Here is a 20,010-nt window from a genome sequence, read left to right as displayed (position 1 = left end):
GAGCATCCAGGACTAACCGCCGTACGTCTGCTTCCCCCGCAAGAAGGTGGACACGACCCGGCCGGTGAGCTTGCGGTCGTGCCAGGGGTTGTTGCGCGAGAGCGAGAGCGACCGGTCCCGGTCCACGACGTAGGTCGCGGCCGGGTCGACCAGGACCAGGTTGGCCGGCTCACCGACCGCGATCGGGCGGCCATGGCCGTCGAGACCAGCGATCCGGGCAGGGGTCGTGGACATCACTCGGGCGACACCCGCCCAGTCCAGCAGCCCCGAGGAGACCATCACCGTCGAGACGACCGAGAGCGCCTCCTCGAGCCCGAGCATCCCGAACGCCGCGTCGACGAAAGCGTGCTCCTTGTCCTGACGCGCGTGCGGGGCGTGGTCGGTGGCGACAGCGTCGATGGTGCCGTCGGCCAGCGCGGCGCGCAGCGCCTCGACGTCCTCTGCGGGACGCAGCGGCGGGTTGACCTTGAAGGTCGGGTCGTAGCCGGCGAGCAGGTCGGTGGTCAGCAGCAGGTGGTGCGGGGTGACCTCCGCGGTGACCGCCCAGCTGCCGTCCTTCTCCGCCTGTGCCTTCGCCCAGCGCAGCACCTCGACGGTGCCGGCGGTGGAGGCGTGGGCGACGTGGACCCGCGAGCCGGTGTGGCGGGCGAGCATCACGTCGCGAGCGACGATGACCTCCTCGGCGACACCCGGCCAACCGGGCAGACCGAGCCGCCCGGAGAGCTCACCCTCGTGGCAGCAGGCCGAGCCGTAGGGCGCCAGCGAGGGGTCCTGGGAGTGCTGGGAGATGACGCCGCCGAACGCCTTGACGTACTCCAGCGCGCGACGCATCACCCGCGGATCGGCGACGCAGCGACCGTCGTCGGAGAAGACCTTGACCGCGGCGCGGGAGCGGTTCATCAACGCGAGCTCGGCGAGCTCCTCGCCGGCCAGGCCCTTGGTGACCGCACCGACCGGGAACACGTCGGCCAGCCCTGCCTCGCGGCCGAGCTCCCACACCGAGACCGCGGCCTCGGCGGTGTCGGTGACCGGCGAGGTGTTCGCCATCGCGAGCACGGCGGTGTAGCCGCCCGCGGCTGCCGCGGCCGCACCGGAGGCGACCGTCTCGGCGTCCTCGCGGCCCGGCTGGCGCAGGTGGGTGTGCAGGTCGACGAACCCGGGCAGGAGGACGAGACCGGAGGCGTCGACCACCTCGTCCGCAGAGTCAGCGGAGTCAGCGGTCTCGGAGGGTGAGCCGATCTCCCGGATCACTCCCCCCTCGACGTACACATCGGTCGGCTCGGCCCCGAGGACGGAGGCTCCCTTGATCAACAGGCTCATGCCGCCACCTCCGTGACAGAGAGGAAAGAATACGGACGCGGCGGCATGATGATCTGATTGCTCGCTCGCTTGCGCTCGTTCATGCGGACTCCTCGCCGGCAAGCAGGTGGTAGAGGACGGACATCCGGATCGCGACCCCGGCCGAGACCTGGTCGAGGATCCGCGAGGAGGCGGCGTCGGCGGCCTCGGGAGAGATCTCCAGGCCACGGTTCATCGGCCCGGGGTGCAGGATCGGCGCGCCCTCGCGCAGCATCGAGAGCCTCTGACGGGTGAGCCCGTAGCCGACGGTGTACTCCCGCGACGTCGGGAAGTAGCCGCCGCTCATCCGCTCCCGCTGGACACGCAGCATCATCACTGCGTCGACCTCGGGCAGGACGTCGTCGAGCGAGTACGAGGTCCCGAACCCGTCGGCCTTGGCCCACTCGGCCACGCCCGACGGCATCAGCGTGGGCGGCGCGACGGCGACGACCGAGGCGCCGAGCTTGGTCAGCGACTTCACGTTGGACCGGAACACCCGCGAGTGGGTCAGGTCGCCGACGATCGCGATCCGCTTGCCCTCCAGGGAGCCGGGCCCGCCCAGCTGGCGTTGGAGCGTGTAGCCGTCGAGCAGCGCCTGGGTCGGGTGCTCGTGCATCCCGTCACCGGCGTTGATCACGGGGATGTCGAGCCAGCCCGCGACCTGATGGGCCGCGCCGGAGGCCGAGTGACGCATCACCAGGCCGTCGACGCCCATCGCGGTCACGGTCAGCACGGTGTCGCGCAGCGACTCGCCCTTCGATGCCGAGGAGCCCTTCGCGGACAGGTTGATCACGTCGGCCGAGAGCCATTTTCCGGCGATCTCGAAGGAGGACCGGGTGCGGGTGGAGTCCTCGAAGAAGAGGTTAATCACGGTGCGCCCGCGCAGCGCCGGGAGCTTCTTGACCTCCCGCTTCTGGACGTCGTGCATCTCGGCGGCGGTCGCGAAGAGCTGCTGGATCTCCTCAGCGCTCACGTCGTCGATGGACAGCAGATGTTTCGTCATGCCGGAACCCCCTCGAGCTCCACGATGCGTACCTCGTCGATGCCGTCGATCTCCTCCAGGCGCAGCCCGACCCGCTCCGAGCGCGCCGTCGGGAGGTTCTTGCCGACATGGTCGGCCCGGATGGGCAGCTGCCGGTGGCCGCGGTCGACGAGCACAGCCAGACGTACGACGGCAGGACGGCCGTAGTCGGCCAGCGCATCGAGCGCCGCGCGGACCGTGCGGCCCGAGAAGAGCACGTCGTCGACCAGCACCACGGTCTTGCCGTCGATGCCGACGGGCGGGATCTCGGTGTGGTGCGGCGCCCGGGTGGGGTGGGTGCGCAGGTCGTCGCGGTACATCGTCACGTCGAGGGCTCCGTGGGCGACCGGATGGCCCTCGGCGGCCTCGATCCGCGCGGCGATCCGCCGCGCCAGCGGCACGCCACGGGTGTGCAGACCGAGGAGGACCAGATCCTCCGCGTCGCGGTTGCGCTCCAGGATCTCGTGGGAGATCCGGGTCAGCGCCCGGGAGATGTCACGGGCATCGAGCACGACGCGGCCGTCGACGGACGGCTCGGACACAGGCTCGGGGGCAGGCTCAGACAAGGTCAGCTCTCCTTCTCCGCCTCACGGGACGGCTCGTTAAAGGATCGGGACAAACCCTATCCTCACTCCAGGTCGATCAGCACTTTCCCGACAGCCCCTGCCTCGACCGCGTCGTGGGCGGCCGCGGTCTCCTCGAGCCGGTAGTGGTGCAGAGGTACGCCGCCCTCCGGGCCCACGCGCAGCGCCCCTGCCGTCACCGCGGCGGTGACGTCCTCGGCGGCGGCCCGGATCTGCGTCTCCTCGATGCCGTAGAGCTGGATGAACTGGTAGCGCAGGTTGAGCGAGAAGGTCGCGCGCAGCGGCATGGTGAGCTCGTCACCGCCGTTGTTGGCGTAGATGGCGATCGTGCCGCGCTTGGCGATGACCGTCCGGTCCAGGTCGTTGTTGACCGCCGGGGCGACCTCGACGATCTGGTCGACGCCGTCGGGCGCGATCTCCTGGATCGCCGCAGCCGCGTCTCCCTCGCGATAGTTGACGATGTGGTGCGCCCCGGCCGCCTTCGCCAGCGCAGCCTTCTCCGGGGAACTGACCGTGGTGATCACTCGCGCCCCCGCCCATACCGCCAGCTGGATCGCGGCGTTCCCGACGGCTCCGGCACCCCCATGAACCAGGATGGTGAGTCCGCTGAACGACTCCGGGGCCACTCGCTCCACCGTCCCGGAGGTGAGCGCACGGTGGGCGGTCATCGCCGGGACTCCGAGGGCGGCGCCGAGGTCGAAGGATGCGTCCGCGGGCAGCTCGACCGCCTTGCGGGCCGGCACGGTGACGTACTCCGCAGCGGTCCCCCACGCCTGCCCGTGCTGGGTCATGAAGAGCCAGACCGGCTGCCCCACGACGTGGGTGCTCACCCCCTCGCCGATCGCCTCGACGACGCCCGCACCGTCCTGGCCCGGCGTCACCTCGGGGTCGCTGAGGGTGCCGCTCAGGCCGGCGCGCAACTTCCAGTCGGTGGGGTTGACCCCCGCCCGCACCAACCTGACCAGCACCTCGCCGGGACCGGGCTTCGGCACCGGCCGCTCGGTCAGACGCAAGGTGGAGGAGGGACCGTTCTCGGAGTAGACGACTGCGCGCATGACTCCGACGTTAGCGGTCGGCCGCTACAACGCGTGCGCCATCCCAGCGCAGGCCTTCAGCCACGACATCTTGGTCTCCTCCGAGAGCTGGGAGTACTGCACCGTGGACCCGGCGACGAGCACCGGGTCGAACGGGACCCGGTAGACCCCGCGGGTGCGCTGCTGGTAGACCTCGGTGAGGTCGCGAGCCAGGTTGGTGTCTACCTTCGGGGACGGGTCGGAGAGCACGGTGATCGTCTTCAGCTTGAGGTCGGCGTAGCCCGACTCCTGGAGGGCGTCGAGCATCCACAGGCCGCTGTAGCCGGTGTCCTCGCGCACGGTCGAGGTCACCACCAGCAGGTCGGCGGTGTCGGCGGCGGCCAGCCAGTTCTCGGCGCGCATGTTGTTGCCGGTGTCGACCAGGATCACCTTGTAGAAGCGCTCCAGCAGCTGGTGGACCTGCCCGAAGTCGTCGGCGTGGATCTGGCCGGTGACGTCGGGGCGCTCGTCGGAGGCGAGCACGTCGAAGTGGGCATCGCCCTGGGAGCGAACGAAGGCACCCAGGTCACCGATGCGGGACTGATAGACGTTGTTGAACGCCGCGAGGTTGTCGAGCAGCTCACGGGTGGTGTTGCGGTGGGTGCTCCGCATGCCGCGGATGCCGAGCGTGCCGCGGGTCTCGTTGTTGTCCCAGGCCACGATCCCGCCACCGCGGACGGTGCCGAAGGTGTAACCGGCAGCGAGCACACCGGTGGTCTTGGCGGCGCCGCCCTTGGGGTTGATGAAGACGATCGTGCGCGGACCGTCGAAGTCGCGCTGGATCATCGCCCGGTCCTGCTCGTAGGCGACCTCGGCGGCGCCCATCTTCGGGCTGATCAGCCCGCCTGACATCTTGCGGAGCGCACCTCGCCAGCCCCAGGTCGCAGGGCCGAACCCGGCCGACTCCGCACGCCGATCGAGGAAGTCGGTCGCGGTGGGGACCTCTTGCCCATGCATGCCCGGGGGCGGCGGCACTGCGCCAGATGGAGCGGGCGCGGCCGTCGGGGCGGGCGGGGCAGGCGTCGAGGTGACCTGTGGGTTGGTGATGCGAGTCGCCTCCTGGCTCTGGTCCTGCTGGGGATAGGGCTGGGCGTTGGGGTTGGTGCGCGGGCCGCTGGGGTCCGATCGCTCGGGCTGCGGCGGCTGTCCCGCCGAGCCCGGCGGAGGCGGTGTCACCCAGTGCGAGGGTGCGCCGGTCGGCCGGGTGCGCGAGTCCGGCTCGTCGTAGGGGTTGTTCTCCTGCGTCATGCGCTCTCCGAATACGGGTCTGGTTGGCGGCCTCCATCTCAGCCTTGGGTCCAAACATACGGTCCCGACCGAAGCAATCGTCGATAACCGGGAAACAGACGCGTCGTGCCGCACCTCGAAATGACGCGACGCCCGCCCCGAACGATCCGGGACAGGCGTACGTCGTGTGCTGATCAGGCCTTGGGAAGATCCTTCGCGACCGCGGCGAGCACACCGTTGACGAAGGACGGCGAGTCGTCGGTGGACAGCTCGGTCACCAGGGCGGTCGCCTCGCTGATCGCGACCTCGGCGGCGACATCGCCATCGAGAAGCTCCCAGACACCGAGGCGCAGGACGTTGCGGTCGACCGCGGGCATGCGGGCCAGCGTCCAGTCGTGGGCGTGGCCGGAGATCAAGGCGTCGATCCGCTCGGTCTCGGCGACCACGCCACGGACGAGCTTGACCGTGAACGGGTTGTTGGGAACCTGGCCCTCGCGGATCTGCTGGTCGAGCAGGTCACCGGCGGAGAGACCCCGCGCCTCGGCGGCGAAGAGCAGATCCAGGGCCCGCTTGCGGGCCTTGGACCGTGCGGTCGCGACGTGAGCCACAGGTCAGCCCTTGACGCGGGAGAGGTAGGAGCCACCGTCGCGGGTGTCGACCTTGATCTTCTCGCCCTGCTCGATGAAGAGCGGCACCTGGATCTCGGCGCCGGTCTCGAGGGTGGCCGGCTTGGTGCGGCCGGTGGCCGAGTCACCCATGACGCCGGGCTCGGTGTAGGAGATGACGAGCTCGACCGACGGCGGGAGCTCGACGAAGAGGACGCGGCCCTCGTTGGTGGCCAGGATGACTTCCTGGTTCTCCAGGAGGAAGCCGGCGCCGTCGCCGATGATCTCCGGGGTGACCTCGACCTGGTCGAAGTCGGCGACGTCCATGAAGACGAAGCTGGTGCCGTCGTTGTAGAGGTACTGGAACGAACGGCGGTCGACCGTCGCGGTCTCGACCTTGGTGCCGGCGTTGAAGGTCTTGTCGACGTTCTTGCCCGACTCGACGTTCTTCAGCTTGGTGCGGACGAAGGCCGGACCCTTGCCGGGCTTCACGTGCTGGAACTCGACCACCTGCCAGAGCTGGCCCTCGATCTTCAGCACCATGCCGTTCTTGAGGTCGTTCGTCGTCGCCATAACCGTCCGTCAGCCTTCGTCTCTGTCGTCCTGCAGCATCGCAGGCATCGTTGTCAATGTTCCTAGGTTCGTGGGCCCAGAGGGCCAAGGGGAATCCTAGTCAACGAGACGCACGCCGACCCAATCCATCAGGCCCGGTCGACCTTCGCGGCGATGACCTCGAGTGCCTCGCGGTAGCCGTCGATGCCCTTGCCTGCGACGACGGCGGTCGCATGGGGGGTGACGACGCTGGTGTGCCGGAACGTCTCTGGCCGCTCGAGGGGCTCGGAGATGTGCACCTCGATCAGCGGAGCGGTCAGCTGCGCGCAGGCGTCGTAGATGGCGTAGGAGTAGTGGGTCCAGGCAGCGGCGTTGAGCACGACCGGGATGTTCTTGTCGGCCGCGGCGTTGAGCCAGTCCACCATGTCGCCCTCGTGGTTGGTCTGGCGTACGTCTGCGGCGAGACCGAGCGCATGACCCCAGTCGACGCACATCGCGGCGAGCTCGTTGAGAGTGGTGTGCCCGTAGATCTCGGGCTGACGCTTCCCGAGACGCCCGAGGTTGGGGCCGTTGAGGACCAGGACTTGCTTCAAAGCGTTGCTCACGAGCAACATCTTCGCACTGATTTCTCGAGCCGAATCTAAGCGCTCACTTACCTTTATGCCAGACTGATGGCATGAGTGACGTACGCACCAGCACCCAGGCACGTGGAGACCGCAGCCGTGCCCGTCTGCTCGACGCGGCGGTCCAGGCCTTCTCCGCCAAGGGGTTCCACGGCACCAGCACCCGTGACATCGCCACGGCGGCGGGGCTGAGCCCGGCCGCGGTCTACGTCCACCACCGCTCCAAGGAGGAGCTCCTGCACGCGATCGCGGTGCGTGGCCACGAGGTGATCCTCGAGGCCGTCACCGACGCGACCCGCGCCGACGCCTCCCCCGCCGAGCGGGTCGCCGCGGCCGTACGCACCTATGTCCTCTTCCACGCCCGCTCCCACACGACGGCGCGGGTGATCAACTACGAGCTCGCAGCGCTGACCGACGAGCACCTGCGCGAGATCGCGTCCCTGCGCCGCGCCATCGACACGGTCATGCGTGACCTCGTCGAGGAGGGCGTACGCAGCGGCGACTTCGACACCCCCGACCCTGCCAAGGCCGCCACCGCCCTGCTCTCGCTCGGCATCGACCTGGCCCGGTGGTATCGCGACGACGGCTCCTGGACCCCCGAGGCCCTCGCCGACTTCTACGCCGACCTCGCGCTCCGCGCCGTCGGCGCCCGCCCCTGACCCGAGCGACAAACAGCGCCCCCAGAAGAACGCACCAAGGAGAAGACACCGCCATGCGCCGCACCATCTACACCGAGGACCACCAGTCCTTCCGCGAGACCATCCGCTCGTTCATCGAGAAGGAGGTCACCCCCGTCTACGACGAGTGGTACGAAGCGGGGATCGTCCCCCACGACTTCTACCTCAAGCTCGGCGAGCTCGGCGTGTGGGGCATCCAGGTGCCCGAGGAGTACGGCGGCGCCGGGATCTCCTCCTTCAAGTACTCGGCCGTGATGACCGAGGAGCTCGCCCGCGCCGGCGTCTCCTTCGGCGGCTCGTCCGTCCATGTCGGACTGTGCCTGCCCTACCTCCTCAACCTCGGCACCAAGGAGCAGATGGAGCGCTGGATGCCCGGCTTCGTCTCCGGTGAGGAGATGTGGGCGATCGCGATGACCGAGCCCGGCACCGGCTCCGACCTCGCTGGGATGACCACCAACGCCAAGCTCACCGAGGACGGCAAGCACTACGTCCTCAACGGCGCCAAGACCTTCATCACCGGCGGCGTCAACGCCGACCGGGTGATCGTCTGCGCCCGCACCGCGCCGGCGACTCCCGAGGACCGCCGCGCCGGGATCACCCTCCTCGCGGTCGACACGAAGCTCCCCGGCTACGAGGTCGGACGCAAGCTGGACAAGCTCGGCCTCAAGGTCTCCGACACCGCCGAGCTCTCCTTCACCGACGTGCTCGTACCCGTCGAGGACGTCCTCGGCGAGGTCGGCAAGGGCTTCTCCTACCTCGGCCAGAACCTCCCTGTCGAGCGTCTCGGCATCGCCGTCGGCGCCTACGCGCAGGCCGCGGCCGCCGTCGAGTTCGCCAAGAAGTACGTCGCCGAGCGCAAGGTCTTCGGCACCGCCGTCGCCTCCTTCCAGAACACCAAGTTCGAGCTGGCCGCGTGCAAGGCCGAGGTCGACGCCGCCGAGGCCGTGGTCGACCGGGCCATCGAGGCCGAGGACGCCGGCACCCTGACCGCCGCCGAGGCCGCCTCCGCCAAGCTCTTCTGCACCGAGGTTGCCCACCGCGTCATCGACCGCTGCCTTCAGCTCCACGGCGGCTACGGCTACATGAACGAGTACCCCATCGCCCGCCTCTACGCCGACAACCGCGTCAACCGCATCTACGGCGGCACCTCCGAGGTCATGAAGCTGATCATCGCCAAGGACATGGGTCTGTGACGGCTCCCCGCTGGTCGAGCCGCCTGAGCCGCTAGGCGAGGGCGTGTCGAGACCAACACGGTCAGATGTCGCGCTCGATAGGACTGTGTTGGTCTCGACACGCTCGGCCGCAGGCGGCCTCGCGGCTCGACCAGCGGGCATAGGGTCGGGCACATGACGCCGCGCGAGAACGAGAATCGCCGCTTGCTCCGGGCGCGTGACGCGATGGACCGGCACTACGCCGAGCCGCTCGACATCGCGGCGATCGCGCGGGTCGCCCACGTGTCGCCGGCGCACTTCAGCCGCCGGTTCAAGGCGGTCTTCGGGGAGACCTCGCACCGCTACCTGCAGCGGCGGCGGATCGAGCGGTCGATGGCGTTGCTGCGGGACACCGCGACCCCGGTCACCGATGTCGCGCTCAGGGTCGGCTTCACCAGCCTCGGCACCTTCAGCCGTACGTTCCGCGACATCGTCGGCACCTCACCGACCGACTACCGCGCCCGGGCCGACAGTCCGGCCGTTCCGGGATGTGTGGCCCGCGTGTGGATGCGGCCGGCGAGCTGAGCAGTTTCGGAGAAGCGCGGGGCGGCGAGGGTGTGCGCGTTCTTCGATGAATACGCACGCCCCAGCGCGACCTCCAGGTCGCTCTCTATCAGTTCAGGAGGGAGTCGCAGGCAGTACCAAGCCGCGACAGAGCTCTCACGCCAGCTTCCATGGAGCATTCGTCGCACATCGCTGACCTTGACTCGTTTGCCTGCTCGCGCGACGCGACGGGCCATCGCCCAATCGTGCGGGAGCCACTCGGCCCACAGGTAGAACGGACGGACGTAGGTGTTGAGAATCCAGGCCCATCTCAGCTCGACACACGTCCGCATCCCCGCAACCTATCGGCACGGCTCTGGTCACGCCGCCAGATCGCCGATCAGCTCGTCAGCGTCCGCTATGACGGAGGGTCCGACTTTGTGAATGGTTCACAAGGTCGGACCCTCCGTCATAGCGGGCAGGTCTGCGTTGCCGCACCGAGTCGGCCTAGCCGATGACCGCGTACGCCTCCCGCAGCTGCTCCTCGGACGGACCGGTGAGGATCCGGGGGGCGGCGAGGTCGTGGAGAACGAGGAAGCGGAGGACGGAGCCGCGGGCCTTCTTGTCGACGCGCATGGCACCGATGAGATCGTCGAAGTCGGCCTCGACGCCCAGCTCCTTGACAGTGGTCGGGAGGCCGACCTTCGCGAAGGCCGGCGCGTGCCGGGCGGCGACGTCGTCGGAGAGGACTCCGGCGAGCCGGGCGAGCTCGGCGGCGTACACGCAGCCGACGGCGACCGCGTCACCGTGGCGAATCGAGAAACCGGAGTGCTTCTCGAGGGCGTGCGCGAGCGTGTGGCCGTAGTTGAGGGTCTCACGGCCGGGGTGGCCGTCGGCGCCGCCGGTCTCCTTCAGGTCGGCGGCGACAACCTCGGCCTTGACCCGGATCGCGCGCTCGACCAGCTCGGCGAGAACGGGCGACGAAGCGGTGATCTTGTCGGCCTCGTCGACCAGGCGCAGGATCTCCGGGTCGGCGATGAAGCCGCACTTGACGACCTCGCCGAGCCCGGCGATCAGGTCGGCCTCCGGAAGGGTCGCGAGCAGCGCGAGGTCGCACAGCACGCCGGCGGGCTCGTGGAAGGCGCCGACCAGATTCTTGCCGGCACCGGTGTTGACGCCCGTCTTGCCGCCGACGGCGGCATCGACCATGGCGAGCACCGTGGTGGGCACGTGCACGACACGTACGCCGCGCAGCCAGCCGGCCGCGACGAACCCGCCGAGGTCCGTGGTCGCGCCGCCACCGAAGGTGACCACGGCGTCAGAGCGGGTGAAGCCCTTCTCCCCCAGCGCCTCCCAGCAGTCGTTGGCGACGGCGACGGTCTTCTGGTCCTCACCGCTGGGCAGGCCGAGGCCGAGCACGTCGTAGTGCTTGAGCAGCTCCTCGAGCACCGGCTCGGCGTACTCGGCGAGCTCGGCGGCGTAGAGGAAGGCGACCCGCTCGACGCTCTCGCCCAGGAGCCCCTGGAGCCGGCCGGCGAGGCCGGAGCCGATGACGACGTCGTAGGCTGCGGCGCTCTCGACCCTGATGACGGTGGCTGGTGCGGTCACTTCTACTCCGTGGTGTTCAGCGCGGTGAGGGCGGTGGCGAGCTCGTCGGCGACATCGGCCGCCGAGCGGCCGTCGGTGTCGACGATCAGCGTCGCGACCGACTCATAGATCGGGGCGCGCTCCTCCAGGAGCGTCTTGATGCGCCCGCGTACGTTGCCGAGCAGCAACGGGCGTCCCGAGCCGAGCCCGACGCGCTTGACCGCGTCCGCGACCCCGACCCGCAGGTAGACGACGGTGTGCTCCTTGAGCAGGACCTGGGTCTGATCAGCCAGGACGGAGCCGCCACCGAGGGAGACCACCCCGTCGTGCTCGGCGAGCGCGGCGGACACGGCGTCGGCCTCGACGGCGCGGAAGTGCGCCTCGCCCTCGTCGACGAAGATGTCCTGCACGCTCTTGCCTGCAGCCGCCGCGATGTCCTCGTCGGTGTCACGCAGGGTGACCCCGAGCCGGGAGGCGAGCAGCGCCCCGACGGTCGACTTGCCCGCGCCCATCGGGCCGACGAGCACGACAGCCGGCATCACACGTACCTCAGGTTCTCGAGGTAGGACTTGGCGTTGCGCGCGGTCTCCCCGACCGAGTCGCCACCGAACTTCTCCAGCGCTGCCTCGGCCAGCACGAGCGCGACCATCGCCTCCGCGACCACACCGGCGGCGGGCACCGCACAGACGTCCGAGCGCTGGTGATGAGCGACGGCCTCCTCGCCCGTGGCCACGTCGACGGTGCGCAACGCACGCGGCACGGTCGCGATCGGCTTCATCGCCGCGCGCACGCGCAGGATCTCGCCGGTCGACATGCCGCCCTCGGTGCCGCCGGAGCGCCCGGAGGCGCGGCGGATGCCGTCAGCAGAGGGAACGATCTCGTCGTGGGCCTGGGAGCCCGGGGTCGCGGCGAGCTCGAAGCCGTCGCCGACCTCGACACCCTTGATCGCCTGGATGCCCATCAGCGCGCCGGCCAGGCGCGCGTCGAGGCGCCGGTCCCAGTGCACATGGGAGCCGAGGCCCGGCGGCAGGCCGTGGACGACGACCTCGACGACGCCACCGAGGGTGTCGCCGTCCTTGTGGGCCTGGTCGATCCGTTCGACCATCTGCTTCGAACCGTCGGGGTCCAGGACCCGGACCGGATCCTCGTCCAGGCGCGCCACGTCCTCGGGCGAAGGCACCTCTCGGGTCGGCGTGCGGACGCCGCCGATCTCGATCACGTGCGACACCAACCGGACGCCGAGCGCCTGCTCGAGGAAGGCCGAGGCGACCGCGCCGAGAGCGACCCGGGCCGCGGTCTCGCGCGCCGAGGCGCGCTCCAGGATCGGGCGGGCGTCGTCGAAGTCGTACTTCTGCATCCCCACCAGGTCGGCGTGACCGGGTCGCGGCCGCGTCAGCGGAGCGTTGCGCGCCTGCCCGGCGAGCACCTCGGGGTCGACCGGGTCGGAGGCCATCACGGTCTCCCACTTGGGCCACTCGGTGTTGCCCACCTCGATCGCGATCGGACCGCCTTGGCTCTCCCCGTGGCGTACGCCGCCGGTGATCCGCACCTGGTCCTTCTCGAACTTCATCCGGGCACCGCGGCCATAGCCGAGGCGCCGCCGGGCCAGGGCATCAGCGATGTCGTCAGAGGTGATCCGGACGTGGGCGGGCAGACCCTCCATCACGGCCGTCAGGGACGGACCATGGGACTCGCCCGCAGTGAGCCAACGCAACATGGGAGTAAGTCTTTCATCCCCGCCACGCAACCCCGTGCACCCGGGCTCACAGCGAGACGGCGAGCACACCGACGAGCATGCCCAGCATCATGAACGGGCCGTACGCCAGAGGCTCGCGCATCGCCGTGCGCGAGCGTCGTGCGACCGCGCGTCCGATGCCCCAGACGCCGAAGATCGCCAGCCCGGACCACACCCCGACGGCGAGCTGTTCCCAGCCGAGGCGGCCGAGGACCAGACCGACGAGCGCCGCGAGACGTACGTCGCCGTAGCCCATCGCATGCGGCAGCAGCCGCCACAGCAGCCAGAACGCCGAGCGGGCCAGGACGAGACCGACGACCGCTCCGATGATGACCCCCGTGTCGCGCATCCACAACCACTCGATGCCGATCACCAGCAGCCCAACCGCAGTGGCAGCCAGGATCGGCTGCTTCGGCAACCGCTGCACCCGCCAGTCGACGTACGCCAGCAGCACCAGGAGCGGCACGAGCGGAGCCAGGAAGACCATCAGTCGCGACGGCTCCACCTGCCACGCCAACAGCGCGGCGACCACCGCGGAGGCGCTCGCTGCGAGCGGTAGGAGCAGCACCGGTCTGGCGAGATCGACGTAGGGCACCACGGGCGGGTCGTCGGCAGGTTCGGGGAGCCAGCGAAGCAGTGCCGGCGCGCCGAGCGCGAGCAGGGCGGCGACGGCCGCACTCATCAGCACGACCGCCCCGGGACTCATGCCGGTGTCGGCTCCACGCTGGACTCCTTGCTGGCCAGCACCTTCTCCCCCGCTGCCCGCATCGCGGCGAGCGGCGCGGTCCGGCCGGTGAAGAGCTCGAACTGGAGCACCGCCTGGTGCACGAGCAGGTCGAGGCCGCTGACGGCCACGCCCGGAGCGACCGAGAGCAGCGCAGAGGGCCACGGGTCGTAGACCACGTCGAAGACGACCGGTGTCGACGCCCAGCGGTCGACGAGCTCCGGGGTCTGCGCCTTCGCCGGGACTGTCGAGACGACCACATCGATGCCGGCGGCCGGCGCCGCCGAGTCGAGCGGCAGCACCGAGACGACGGGCTTGCTCCGGTGACGCGAGATCATCTCGATCGTCTCCCCCGCCGCACCCGGGTTGCGCGCCAGCAGGGTGATCCGGGAAGCACCGAGCTCGGCCAGGGCCAGGCCGGTCGAGGCCGCAGTCGCGCCCGCACCCAGAATCGCAGCGGAGGTGCAGGAGAAGTCGTCACCCGCGCGCTCCCGGATCGCCGCGACCGCACCGGGCAGATCGGTGTTGTCCCCGACCCATCCGTTGGACGACCGCACCAGCGTGTTGACCGCCCCCACGAGCCCCGCCCGCGGCGAGACCGACCGCGCCAGCTCGTACGCCTCCCGCTTGAGCGGCATCGTCACCGACAGCCCACGCCACCGGCTCGGCGGCCAGTCGCCACCGAGGCTGGCGACGTAGCTCTCCAAGCCGCCGGCCTGCACGCGCGTGGACGTGTAGGACCAGTCGGACATCTCGAGCTCGGCATACGCAGCCTGGTGGAGGGTCGGGGAGAGCGAGTGATCGATCGGATCACCCAGAACAGCGCACTTCACTCAGGTCTTCTCCTCAGCAGCTCTTGGACTCGGTTGCGCAGTAGTCCTTGTATTCAGCCTTGAACTTCAAGAACTGGTCGTAGTTCTTGGCGAACTTCGTCTCACCGGTTTTCAGGTTGACGGTCACGTAGTAGTACCAGTCACCTTCCGCCGGGTTGAGCGCGGCCTGGATTGCTTCATCACCCGGCGCACCGATCGGCCCTGGAGGCAGACCCTTGTTGGTGTAGGTGTTGTAGGGCGAGTCGACAGACTGCACGTCGACCCCACCGAGCTCGGTGCTTCCGGACTTCCCGAGCGCATAGTTGACGGTCGCGTCGATCTGCAGGAAGCCCGCCTGGCCGGCTGTGCCGGGGTTCTCGACCCGGTTGTAGATGACCCGGGCGATCTTGGCCATGTCGTCGCCGCGCCCCTCCGCCTCGACAAGGGAGGCCACGGTCATGATCTGCTCGGCCGTGCACGCCTTGCCGTCGCCGCACTTGAGCTGCGCCGCGCGCGCCTCGATGTCGTTGTCACCGAGCGCCTGCTCCCAGCGGTCGACCATCATCGACAGCATCTCGGTCGGCGTAGCGTCGGGCGGGAAGGCGTACGTCGCCGGGAAGAGGTAGCCCTCGACGTTGCCCTTGGCGTAGTCGGGGAGCCCGATCGCCTCGGTGTCCTGGGCGGCCTTCTTGAAGTCGGCCGGCTTCTTGCCGGTCTTCTCGGCGAGCACCTTGTAGATCGCCTTGGCACGCGATCCTTCGGTGATGGTGACGTTGACCGTGTCGATGTTCTCCGGGTTGGCGAGGACCTCGACGGCGTCGGCGGCCTTCATCTCCTTCTTCAACGGGTAGAAGCCGACCTGGACGGTCAGCCCCTCTTGATTGGCAGCCTCGATGAAGGCGTCGACCGACTCCACCACGCCGGCTTCCTTCAGGTTCCGGCCTACCGCCGAGACCGAGTCGCCCTTGTGCACCTCGAAGGAGACCGGGTCCGTGCCCGGGCCGGGGTAGTCGGCCGGGGGCGCGACCATGTCCTTGACGTAGTCGACGGCGCGGTCCCCCACGAAGTAGAACCCGCCGACCACGACAGCCATCGCCACCAGCACGGCAAGGCAGCCACCGAAGCGGCGTTTGCGCTTGGGCGGCTCCTCGTCGTAGTACGGATCGTGATCCGTTGGACCGCCGCCACCGTCGAAGAAGCCCGGCTGCTGCTCATAGCCCGGCCCGTCGTAGCCGCCGGGCCCCTGCGGTGGCTCCTGGCGGCCGTAACCGGACGGAGACTGCTGACCGTAGCCTGGCGGCGGCTCCTGCTGGCCGTACGCCGGCGGAATGCCGCCGCCGGGCATCGGGCGGGGCCCCGGGCGACGGCCCGGCTGACCCTGTTGCTGGGGAGGCATCTGGCCCGGCATCTGCGGGGGCATCCGCCGCGGGTCCCGGGGGTCCAGTTGCCGGGGATCCTGCCGGGGATCCTGCCGCGGATCGCGTCGAGGATCTTGCGGGGGATGCTGCCGTGGAGGGTAGCCACCGCGCGGATCGCGACCGAATGACCCCTGACCAGGGCGACGCGGGTCGCGCGGGTCCGGGGGGTAGTAGCGCTCACTCAATGACCGACCTCAATGATCTCTCCAGGCGCTGCCCCCGAAGCGCGCTCGCTGTCCAATGCGTGTTGCAGGATCACCACCGCCGCGGCCATGTCCACAACAGCTCGACGGTCCTGACCCTTGCGACCTCGATCTCGGAGCATAGCCTCCGCAGACACAGTGGTGAGTCGCTCGTCGACAAGACGAACCGGGACCGGGGCCACTCGTCGCGCCAAGGACGCGGCGAAGTTCCGGACCTTAGCAGTCGCCGGGTTCTCCCCGCCCTTGAGGGACCTGGGCAGCCCGACGATCACCTCGAGCATCGTCGACTCCTCGGCGATCTCCGCGGCGATCGCCTGCAGGCGGGCGAGATCCCCCCGGCCTCTCTTGACCGTCTCCAGCGGCGTCGCCAGGAATCCCGTGGGGTCGCTCCTGGCGACGCCGATCCGGGCATCGCCAGGATCGAGTCCGAGGCGTACGCCGTGGCGCATCAAGCTCCCGTCACGAGAGACTTGACCTTCGCGACGGCCTCGTCGATCTTGCCGACCTCGGTGCCACCGCCCTGGGCGAAGTCAGGCTTGCCGCCACCGCGACCGCCGACGACCGGTGCGAGCTCCTTGATCAGGTCTCCGGCCTTCACCCCGGCAGCGATGCCGGCCGGGTTGACCGCGGCCACGACCGCGACCTTGTCGTCAGCATCACCGAAGAGGACGACGGCCGCCGGCGCGTCACCAAGCCGGGAGCGTACGTCCTGGGCGAGCGTACGCGCGTCGCCGCCGCCCACCCCCGGGATCCGCTGGGCGACCACCTGGACGCCGTTGACGTCGACCGCGGTGGCAGCGATCGAGCCGCCGGAGGCGAGCAGCTGCGCCGTACGCGCCCGGGCGATCTCCTTCTCGGCGGCCTTGAGCCGCTCCATCAGGTCGGAGACCCGGCCGACGACGTCGTCGGACTTCGTCTTGAGCAGCAGGTTGAGCTCGGAGACGACGTCGCGCTCGCGGGCGAGGTAGTCGAAGCCCTCGACACCCGTGTAGGCCTCGATGCGGCGGTTGCCGGAGCCGACCGAGGCCTCCGAGGTGACCACGATCGTGCCGATCTGGGCGGAGTGGTCGACGTGGGTGCCACCGCACAGCTCACGCGACCAGGGGCCACCGATCTCGACGACGCGCACCTTGGTGTCGTCGTAGGTCTCGCCGAAGAGCGCGATCGCGCCCCATTCCTTGGCCTGCGGAAGGGTCATGTAGTCCCAGGAGACCGGCAGGTCGGCACGCAGCGCGTGGTTGGAGACCTCCTCGACCTCGTGCATCTGCTCCGGCGTCAGGCCCTTGGTCCAGCCGTAGTCCAGACGCAGGTAGCCCGGCCGGTTGAACGAGCCGGACTGCAGCGCGGTCGGGCCGAGCACCTCGCGCAGCGCCGCATGCACCACGTGGGTGCCGGAGTGGGCCTGGCGGGCGCCGAGGCGCCACTCCTTGTCGACCTGGGCGTGCACCAGGGACTCGTCTCCCCGGAACTCGCCGTCGACGACCCGCACCTGGTGCACCACGAGACCCTTGACGGGCCGCTGCACGTCGACGACCTCGAGCCGGCCACCGTCGAACTCGATGATGCCCGCGTCGGCGGACTGGCCACCGGACTCGGCGTAGAACGGGGTGCGGTCGAGGACGATCTCACCGATCTCTTCGGGTCCGAGCACGTCGACCGGCCGCCCCTGCTGGAGCAGCGCGAGCGGCTTCGACTCGGTCTCCAGGGTCGTGTAGGCCTGCCAGTCGGTCGGCCCGTTGGTGTCGAGGATGGTCCGGTAGACCGACACGTCGGCGTGCTGACCCTTCTTGGCGCGCGCGTCGGCCTTGGCCCGCTCGCGCTGCTCGGTCATCAGCCCGCGGAAACCCGGCTCGTCGACCTCGAGGCCCGCCTCGGCGGCCATCTCGAGGGTCAGGTCGATCGGGAAGCCGTACGTGTCGTGGAGCTGGAACGCCTTGGCACCCGTGAACGTGGTGGATCCGCTCGACTTCACCTCGGTCGCGGCGAGGTCGAAGATCTGGGTGCCGGCCGCGAGGGTCTTGCGGAAGGCCTCCTCCTCGGCGTCGGCGACCCGCTTGATGCGGTCCCATCCGGCGTGCAGGTCGGTGTAGGTCTCCCCCATCTTGTCGCGGGAGATCGGCAGCAGCTCGGGCATCGCCGGGTCCTCGTAGCCCAGCAGGCGCATGTTGCGGATCGCGCGGCGCATCAGGCGGCGCAGGACGTAGCCGCGGCCCTCGTTGCCGGGGGTCACTCCGTCGCCGATGAGCATCAGTGAGGAGCGCACGTGGTCGGCGACGACCCGGAAGCGGACGTCGTCCTCGTAGGCCGCGCCGTACTTCTTGCCGGTCAGCTCCATCGCCTTCTCGATGACCGGGAAGACGACGTCGGTCTCGTACATGTTCGCCTTGCCCTGCATCAGGTAGGCGACGCGCTCGAGGCCCAGCCCGGTGTCGATGCCGGTCTGCGCCAGCGGCCCGTCGATGTCGACGTCGTACTTGGACCGCGCCGCGACGACGTTGTCCTGCATGAAGACGAGGTTCCAGAACTCCAGGTAGCGGTCACCGGCGTCCCAGTCACGGTCGGCGCCGAACTCCGGGCCGCGGTCGATCAGGATCTCCGAGCACGGGCCACCGGGTCCGGGCACGCCCATCGACCAGTAGTTCTCGCTCGGCGGGAGCCGCACGATGCGGTCGTCGGGCAGGCCGGTGATCTTCTTCCAGAGCTCGACCGCCTCGTCGTCCCCATTGAGCACGGACGGGTAGAGGACCGACTCGTCGAACCCGAAACCACCGTCGGCGACCGACTTGGTGATCAGCTCCCAGGCGAGCGTGATCGCGCCCTCCTTGAAGTAGTCACCGAAGGAGAAGTTGCCGCACATCTCGAAGAACGTGCCGTGTCGGGTGGTCTTTCCGACCTCCTCGATGTCGGGCGTACGGATGCACTTCTGCACCGAGGTCGCCCGGTCGTAGGGCGGGGTCGCCTGGCCGAGGAAGTAGGGCTTGAAAGGCACCATGCCTGCGTTGACGAAGAGCAAGTTGGGGTCGTCGAGCAGGAGCGATGCCGACGGCACCACCGTGTGCTCGCCGATCTCGGTGTTCTCGGCGAAATGCGCCGTGAAACGGCGGCGGATCTCCGCCGTGCTCAACCACTCCATCAGGGGGTACTACCTTCCGTGTTCTGCCTCGGGTCCTCGATTGGCCCGCTCGATCCAAGTGTCTTCTGACCAGCGCCTGCGGCGCCAATCTGTTTCTGCCCTCCTGCCGAGGCAGAGCCCGAGGCGAGCGCCTGGGTGCGAGTGTCCGCGCTGCGCGCGGTCACTCCCTCGCTCGGCGCGGGCGGACGAGCAAGCTCGCCGCCCGACCTCGCTCCGGTCGTCTCGATCCACTCCCGGAGCTCGAGCTCCTTCTCTGCCTTGCCGGTGGCCAGCTCGTCGCGGAAGATCCGCGCGCCGACGCCGAGCGCCTGGGCCCGGTCGCGCAGGCCGTCAGCAGTGAACGCCTCCGCGGCGCGCCGCCCCTTGACCATCGCGTACACGCCTGCGCCCGCGCCGACCACGAACCACATCGCGCCCCTCATGCGTTCCCTCCGTTGATCGAGCCGCCGGAGCCGCTAGGCGAAGGCGTGTCGAGATCAACACGGTCCCTTTGCCGCGCCCGATACTCCCGCAGCACTTCCTTCATCTCGCTCTTCCGGTCCTTGCGTGCCCGCTTGACCTCGCGCTGCATCTCGTAGCGGATCTTGAACCGCACCTCGGGCGAGAGCGCCCGGCGGACCCCGTGCACCAGCGCGGCGCTGTGCACCACGGTCTCCCGGAACACCGCGTCCGCGAATGCCGGTGCGGTCAAGGTACGTCGGCTCACCTGCTCGACCTCGGCAGGCTCGCCGTCCTCCCCGAGGGAGGTGATCACGTATTCCTTCTCCTCGCGGCGCCGCCGCCGGTTGACCTGCGCCGGCGGCGTCAACCGCTTCTCCAGCGCCTCGAGCCGCTCGCGCAGCTCGGCTTCGCTGGCCTCGGCCTCCTCGAGACGACGCCGAGCCGCGCGCCGCGCGCGGAGCGCGAGCCCCACGGCCACCAGCGAGATGAGGACCAGGACGCCCACGGCGGTCAGCGTCGCCACCAGCGCCCACCCGGGCATGCTCGAGTTCGTCATGGTGGCC

General features: G+C 69.6%; 21 protein-coding genes. 3 read left to right on the top strand and 18 right to left on the bottom strand.

Annotated features, from left to right (window positions below; all coding sequences use genetic code 11):
• Positions 1-12: 12 nt before the first annotated feature.
• From IEY84_RS16905 to IEY84_RS16870, 8 genes are all read right to left on the bottom strand, one after another.
• A complete protein-coding gene (locus IEY84_RS16905; protein WP_183550575.1) occupies positions 13-1,320 on the bottom strand; it encodes a dihydroorotase in 1,308 nt (435 codons plus the stop codon).
• 79 nt (positions 1,321-1,399) lie between these two features.
• Positions 1,400-2,341 carry an aspartate carbamoyltransferase catalytic subunit gene (locus tag IEY84_RS16900; RefSeq protein WP_183550578.1) on the bottom strand — a complete coding sequence of 314 codons (942 nt, stop codon included), beginning with the start codon at positions 2,339-2,341 and terminating at the stop codon, positions 1,400-1,402.
• A complete protein-coding gene (pyrR, locus tag IEY84_RS16895; RefSeq protein WP_221209216.1) occupies positions 2,338-2,925 on the bottom strand; it encodes a bifunctional pyr operon transcriptional regulator/uracil phosphoribosyltransferase PyrR in 588 nt (195 codons plus the stop codon). Before pyrR ends, IEY84_RS16900 begins: the two co-directional genes overlap by 4 nt.
• Before the next feature lie 62 nt (positions 2,926-2,987).
• Entirely contained in the window at positions 2,988-3,998 is a 1,011-nt protein-coding gene (locus IEY84_RS16890) for an NADPH:quinone reductase (protein ID WP_183550580.1), read from the bottom strand.
• A gap of 24 nt (positions 3,999-4,022) precedes the next feature.
• A complete protein-coding gene (locus tag IEY84_RS16885) occupies positions 4,023-5,264 on the bottom strand; it encodes a hypothetical protein (protein ID WP_183550583.1) in 1,242 nt (413 codons plus the stop codon).
• Between the two features lie 173 nt (positions 5,265-5,437).
• Positions 5,438-5,851 carry a transcription antitermination factor NusB gene (gene nusB / locus IEY84_RS16880; RefSeq protein WP_183550586.1) on the bottom strand — a complete coding sequence of 138 codons (414 nt, stop codon included), beginning with the start codon at positions 5,849-5,851 and terminating at the stop codon, positions 5,438-5,440.
• A gap of 3 nt (positions 5,852-5,854) precedes the next feature.
• Positions 5,855-6,421, bottom strand: coding sequence for an elongation factor P (gene efp / locus IEY84_RS16875; RefSeq protein ID WP_183550589.1), 567 nt, complete (start codon positions 6,419-6,421; stop codon positions 5,855-5,857).
• 128 nt (positions 6,422-6,549) lie between these two features.
• Positions 6,550-7,014 (bottom strand): type II 3-dehydroquinate dehydratase, encoded by a 465-nt coding sequence (locus IEY84_RS16870; RefSeq protein ID WP_183550592.1) that lies wholly within the window; start codon positions 7,012-7,014, stop codon positions 6,550-6,552.
• Between the two features lie 62 nt (positions 7,015-7,076).
• On the opposite strand from IEY84_RS16870, the gene IEY84_RS16865 reads away from it, so the two are divergent.
• The 3 genes from IEY84_RS16865 to IEY84_RS16855 all read left to right on the top strand — a co-directional run bounded on the left by IEY84_RS16865 (position 7,077) and on the right by IEY84_RS16855 (position 9,436).
• Positions 7,077-7,682, top strand: a complete 606-nt coding sequence (locus IEY84_RS16865; RefSeq protein WP_183550594.1) for a TetR/AcrR family transcriptional regulator — start codon at positions 7,077-7,079, stop codon at positions 7,680-7,682.
• A gap of 53 nt (positions 7,683-7,735) precedes the next feature.
• Positions 7,736-8,893 (top strand): acyl-CoA dehydrogenase family protein, encoded by a 1,158-nt coding sequence (locus IEY84_RS16860; protein ID WP_183550597.1) that lies wholly within the window; start codon positions 7,736-7,738, stop codon positions 8,891-8,893.
• Between the two features lie 153 nt (positions 8,894-9,046).
• Positions 9,047-9,436 (top strand): helix-turn-helix domain-containing protein, encoded by a 390-nt coding sequence (locus tag IEY84_RS16855; RefSeq protein WP_183550600.1) that lies wholly within the window; start codon positions 9,047-9,049, stop codon positions 9,434-9,436.
• A gap of 465 nt (positions 9,437-9,901) precedes the next feature.
• On the opposite strand, the gene aroB is transcribed toward IEY84_RS16855, so the two are convergent.
• The 10 genes from aroB to IEY84_RS16805 all read right to left on the bottom strand — a co-directional run bounded on the left by aroB (position 9,902) and on the right by IEY84_RS16805 (position 20,003).
• Entirely contained in the window at positions 9,902-11,002 is a 1,101-nt protein-coding gene (gene aroB / locus IEY84_RS16850) for a 3-dehydroquinate synthase (RefSeq protein ID WP_183550603.1), read from the bottom strand.
• Positions 11,003-11,004: 2 nt separating this feature from the next.
• Positions 11,005-11,520 carry a shikimate kinase gene (locus IEY84_RS16845; protein ID WP_183550605.1) on the bottom strand — a complete coding sequence of 172 codons (516 nt, stop codon included), beginning with the start codon at positions 11,518-11,520 and terminating at the stop codon, positions 11,005-11,007.
• Positions 11,520-12,698, bottom strand: a complete 1,179-nt coding sequence (gene aroC, locus IEY84_RS16840) for a chorismate synthase (protein WP_183550608.1) — start codon at positions 12,696-12,698, stop codon at positions 11,520-11,522. The genes IEY84_RS16845 and aroC overlap by 1 nt, the downstream gene beginning before the upstream one ends.
• Positions 12,699-12,744: 46 nt before the next feature.
• A complete protein-coding gene (locus IEY84_RS16835) occupies positions 12,745-13,422 on the bottom strand; it encodes a prepilin peptidase (protein ID WP_183550611.1) in 678 nt (225 codons plus the stop codon).
• The gene (locus IEY84_RS16830; protein WP_183550614.1) at positions 13,419-14,273 is read right to left on the bottom strand and encodes a shikimate dehydrogenase; all 855 of its coding nucleotides are present in this window, start codon (positions 14,271-14,273) and stop codon (positions 13,419-13,421) included. Before IEY84_RS16830 ends, IEY84_RS16835 begins: the two co-directional genes overlap by 4 nt.
• Before the next feature lie 13 nt (positions 14,274-14,286).
• Entirely contained in the window at positions 14,287-15,648 is a 1,362-nt protein-coding gene (gene mltG / locus IEY84_RS16825) for an endolytic transglycosylase MltG (RefSeq protein ID WP_229788753.1), read from the bottom strand.
• A 203-nt stretch (positions 15,649-15,851) separates the two neighbouring features.
• Positions 15,852-16,322, bottom strand: coding sequence for a Holliday junction resolvase RuvX (gene ruvX, locus IEY84_RS16820; RefSeq protein ID WP_183550616.1), 471 nt, complete (start codon positions 16,320-16,322; stop codon positions 15,852-15,854).
• Positions 16,322-18,997 (bottom strand): alanine--tRNA ligase, encoded by a 2,676-nt coding sequence (gene alaS, locus IEY84_RS16815; protein ID WP_183550823.1) that lies wholly within the window; start codon positions 18,995-18,997, stop codon positions 16,322-16,324. Before alaS ends, ruvX begins: the two co-directional genes overlap by 1 nt.
• 8 nt (positions 18,998-19,005) lie before the next feature.
• Positions 19,006-19,428: a DUF6167 family protein gene (locus IEY84_RS16810; RefSeq protein WP_183550619.1), complete on the bottom strand. Its 423-nt coding sequence runs from the start codon at positions 19,426-19,428 to the stop codon at positions 19,006-19,008.
• Positions 19,425-20,003, bottom strand: coding sequence for a hypothetical protein (locus IEY84_RS16805; RefSeq protein ID WP_183550622.1), 579 nt, complete (start codon positions 20,001-20,003; stop codon positions 19,425-19,427). Before IEY84_RS16805 ends, IEY84_RS16810 begins: the two co-directional genes overlap by 4 nt.
• Positions 20,004-20,010: the final 7 nt, after the last annotated feature.

The organism is Nocardioides albus, from assembly GCF_014648255.1.
Lineage (GTDB): Bacteria > Actinomycetota > Actinomycetes > Propionibacteriales > Nocardioidaceae > Nocardioides > Nocardioides albus.
Note: the sequence above shows the minus strand (reverse complement) of the source record. Positions and strands in the feature narration are given on the sequence as shown.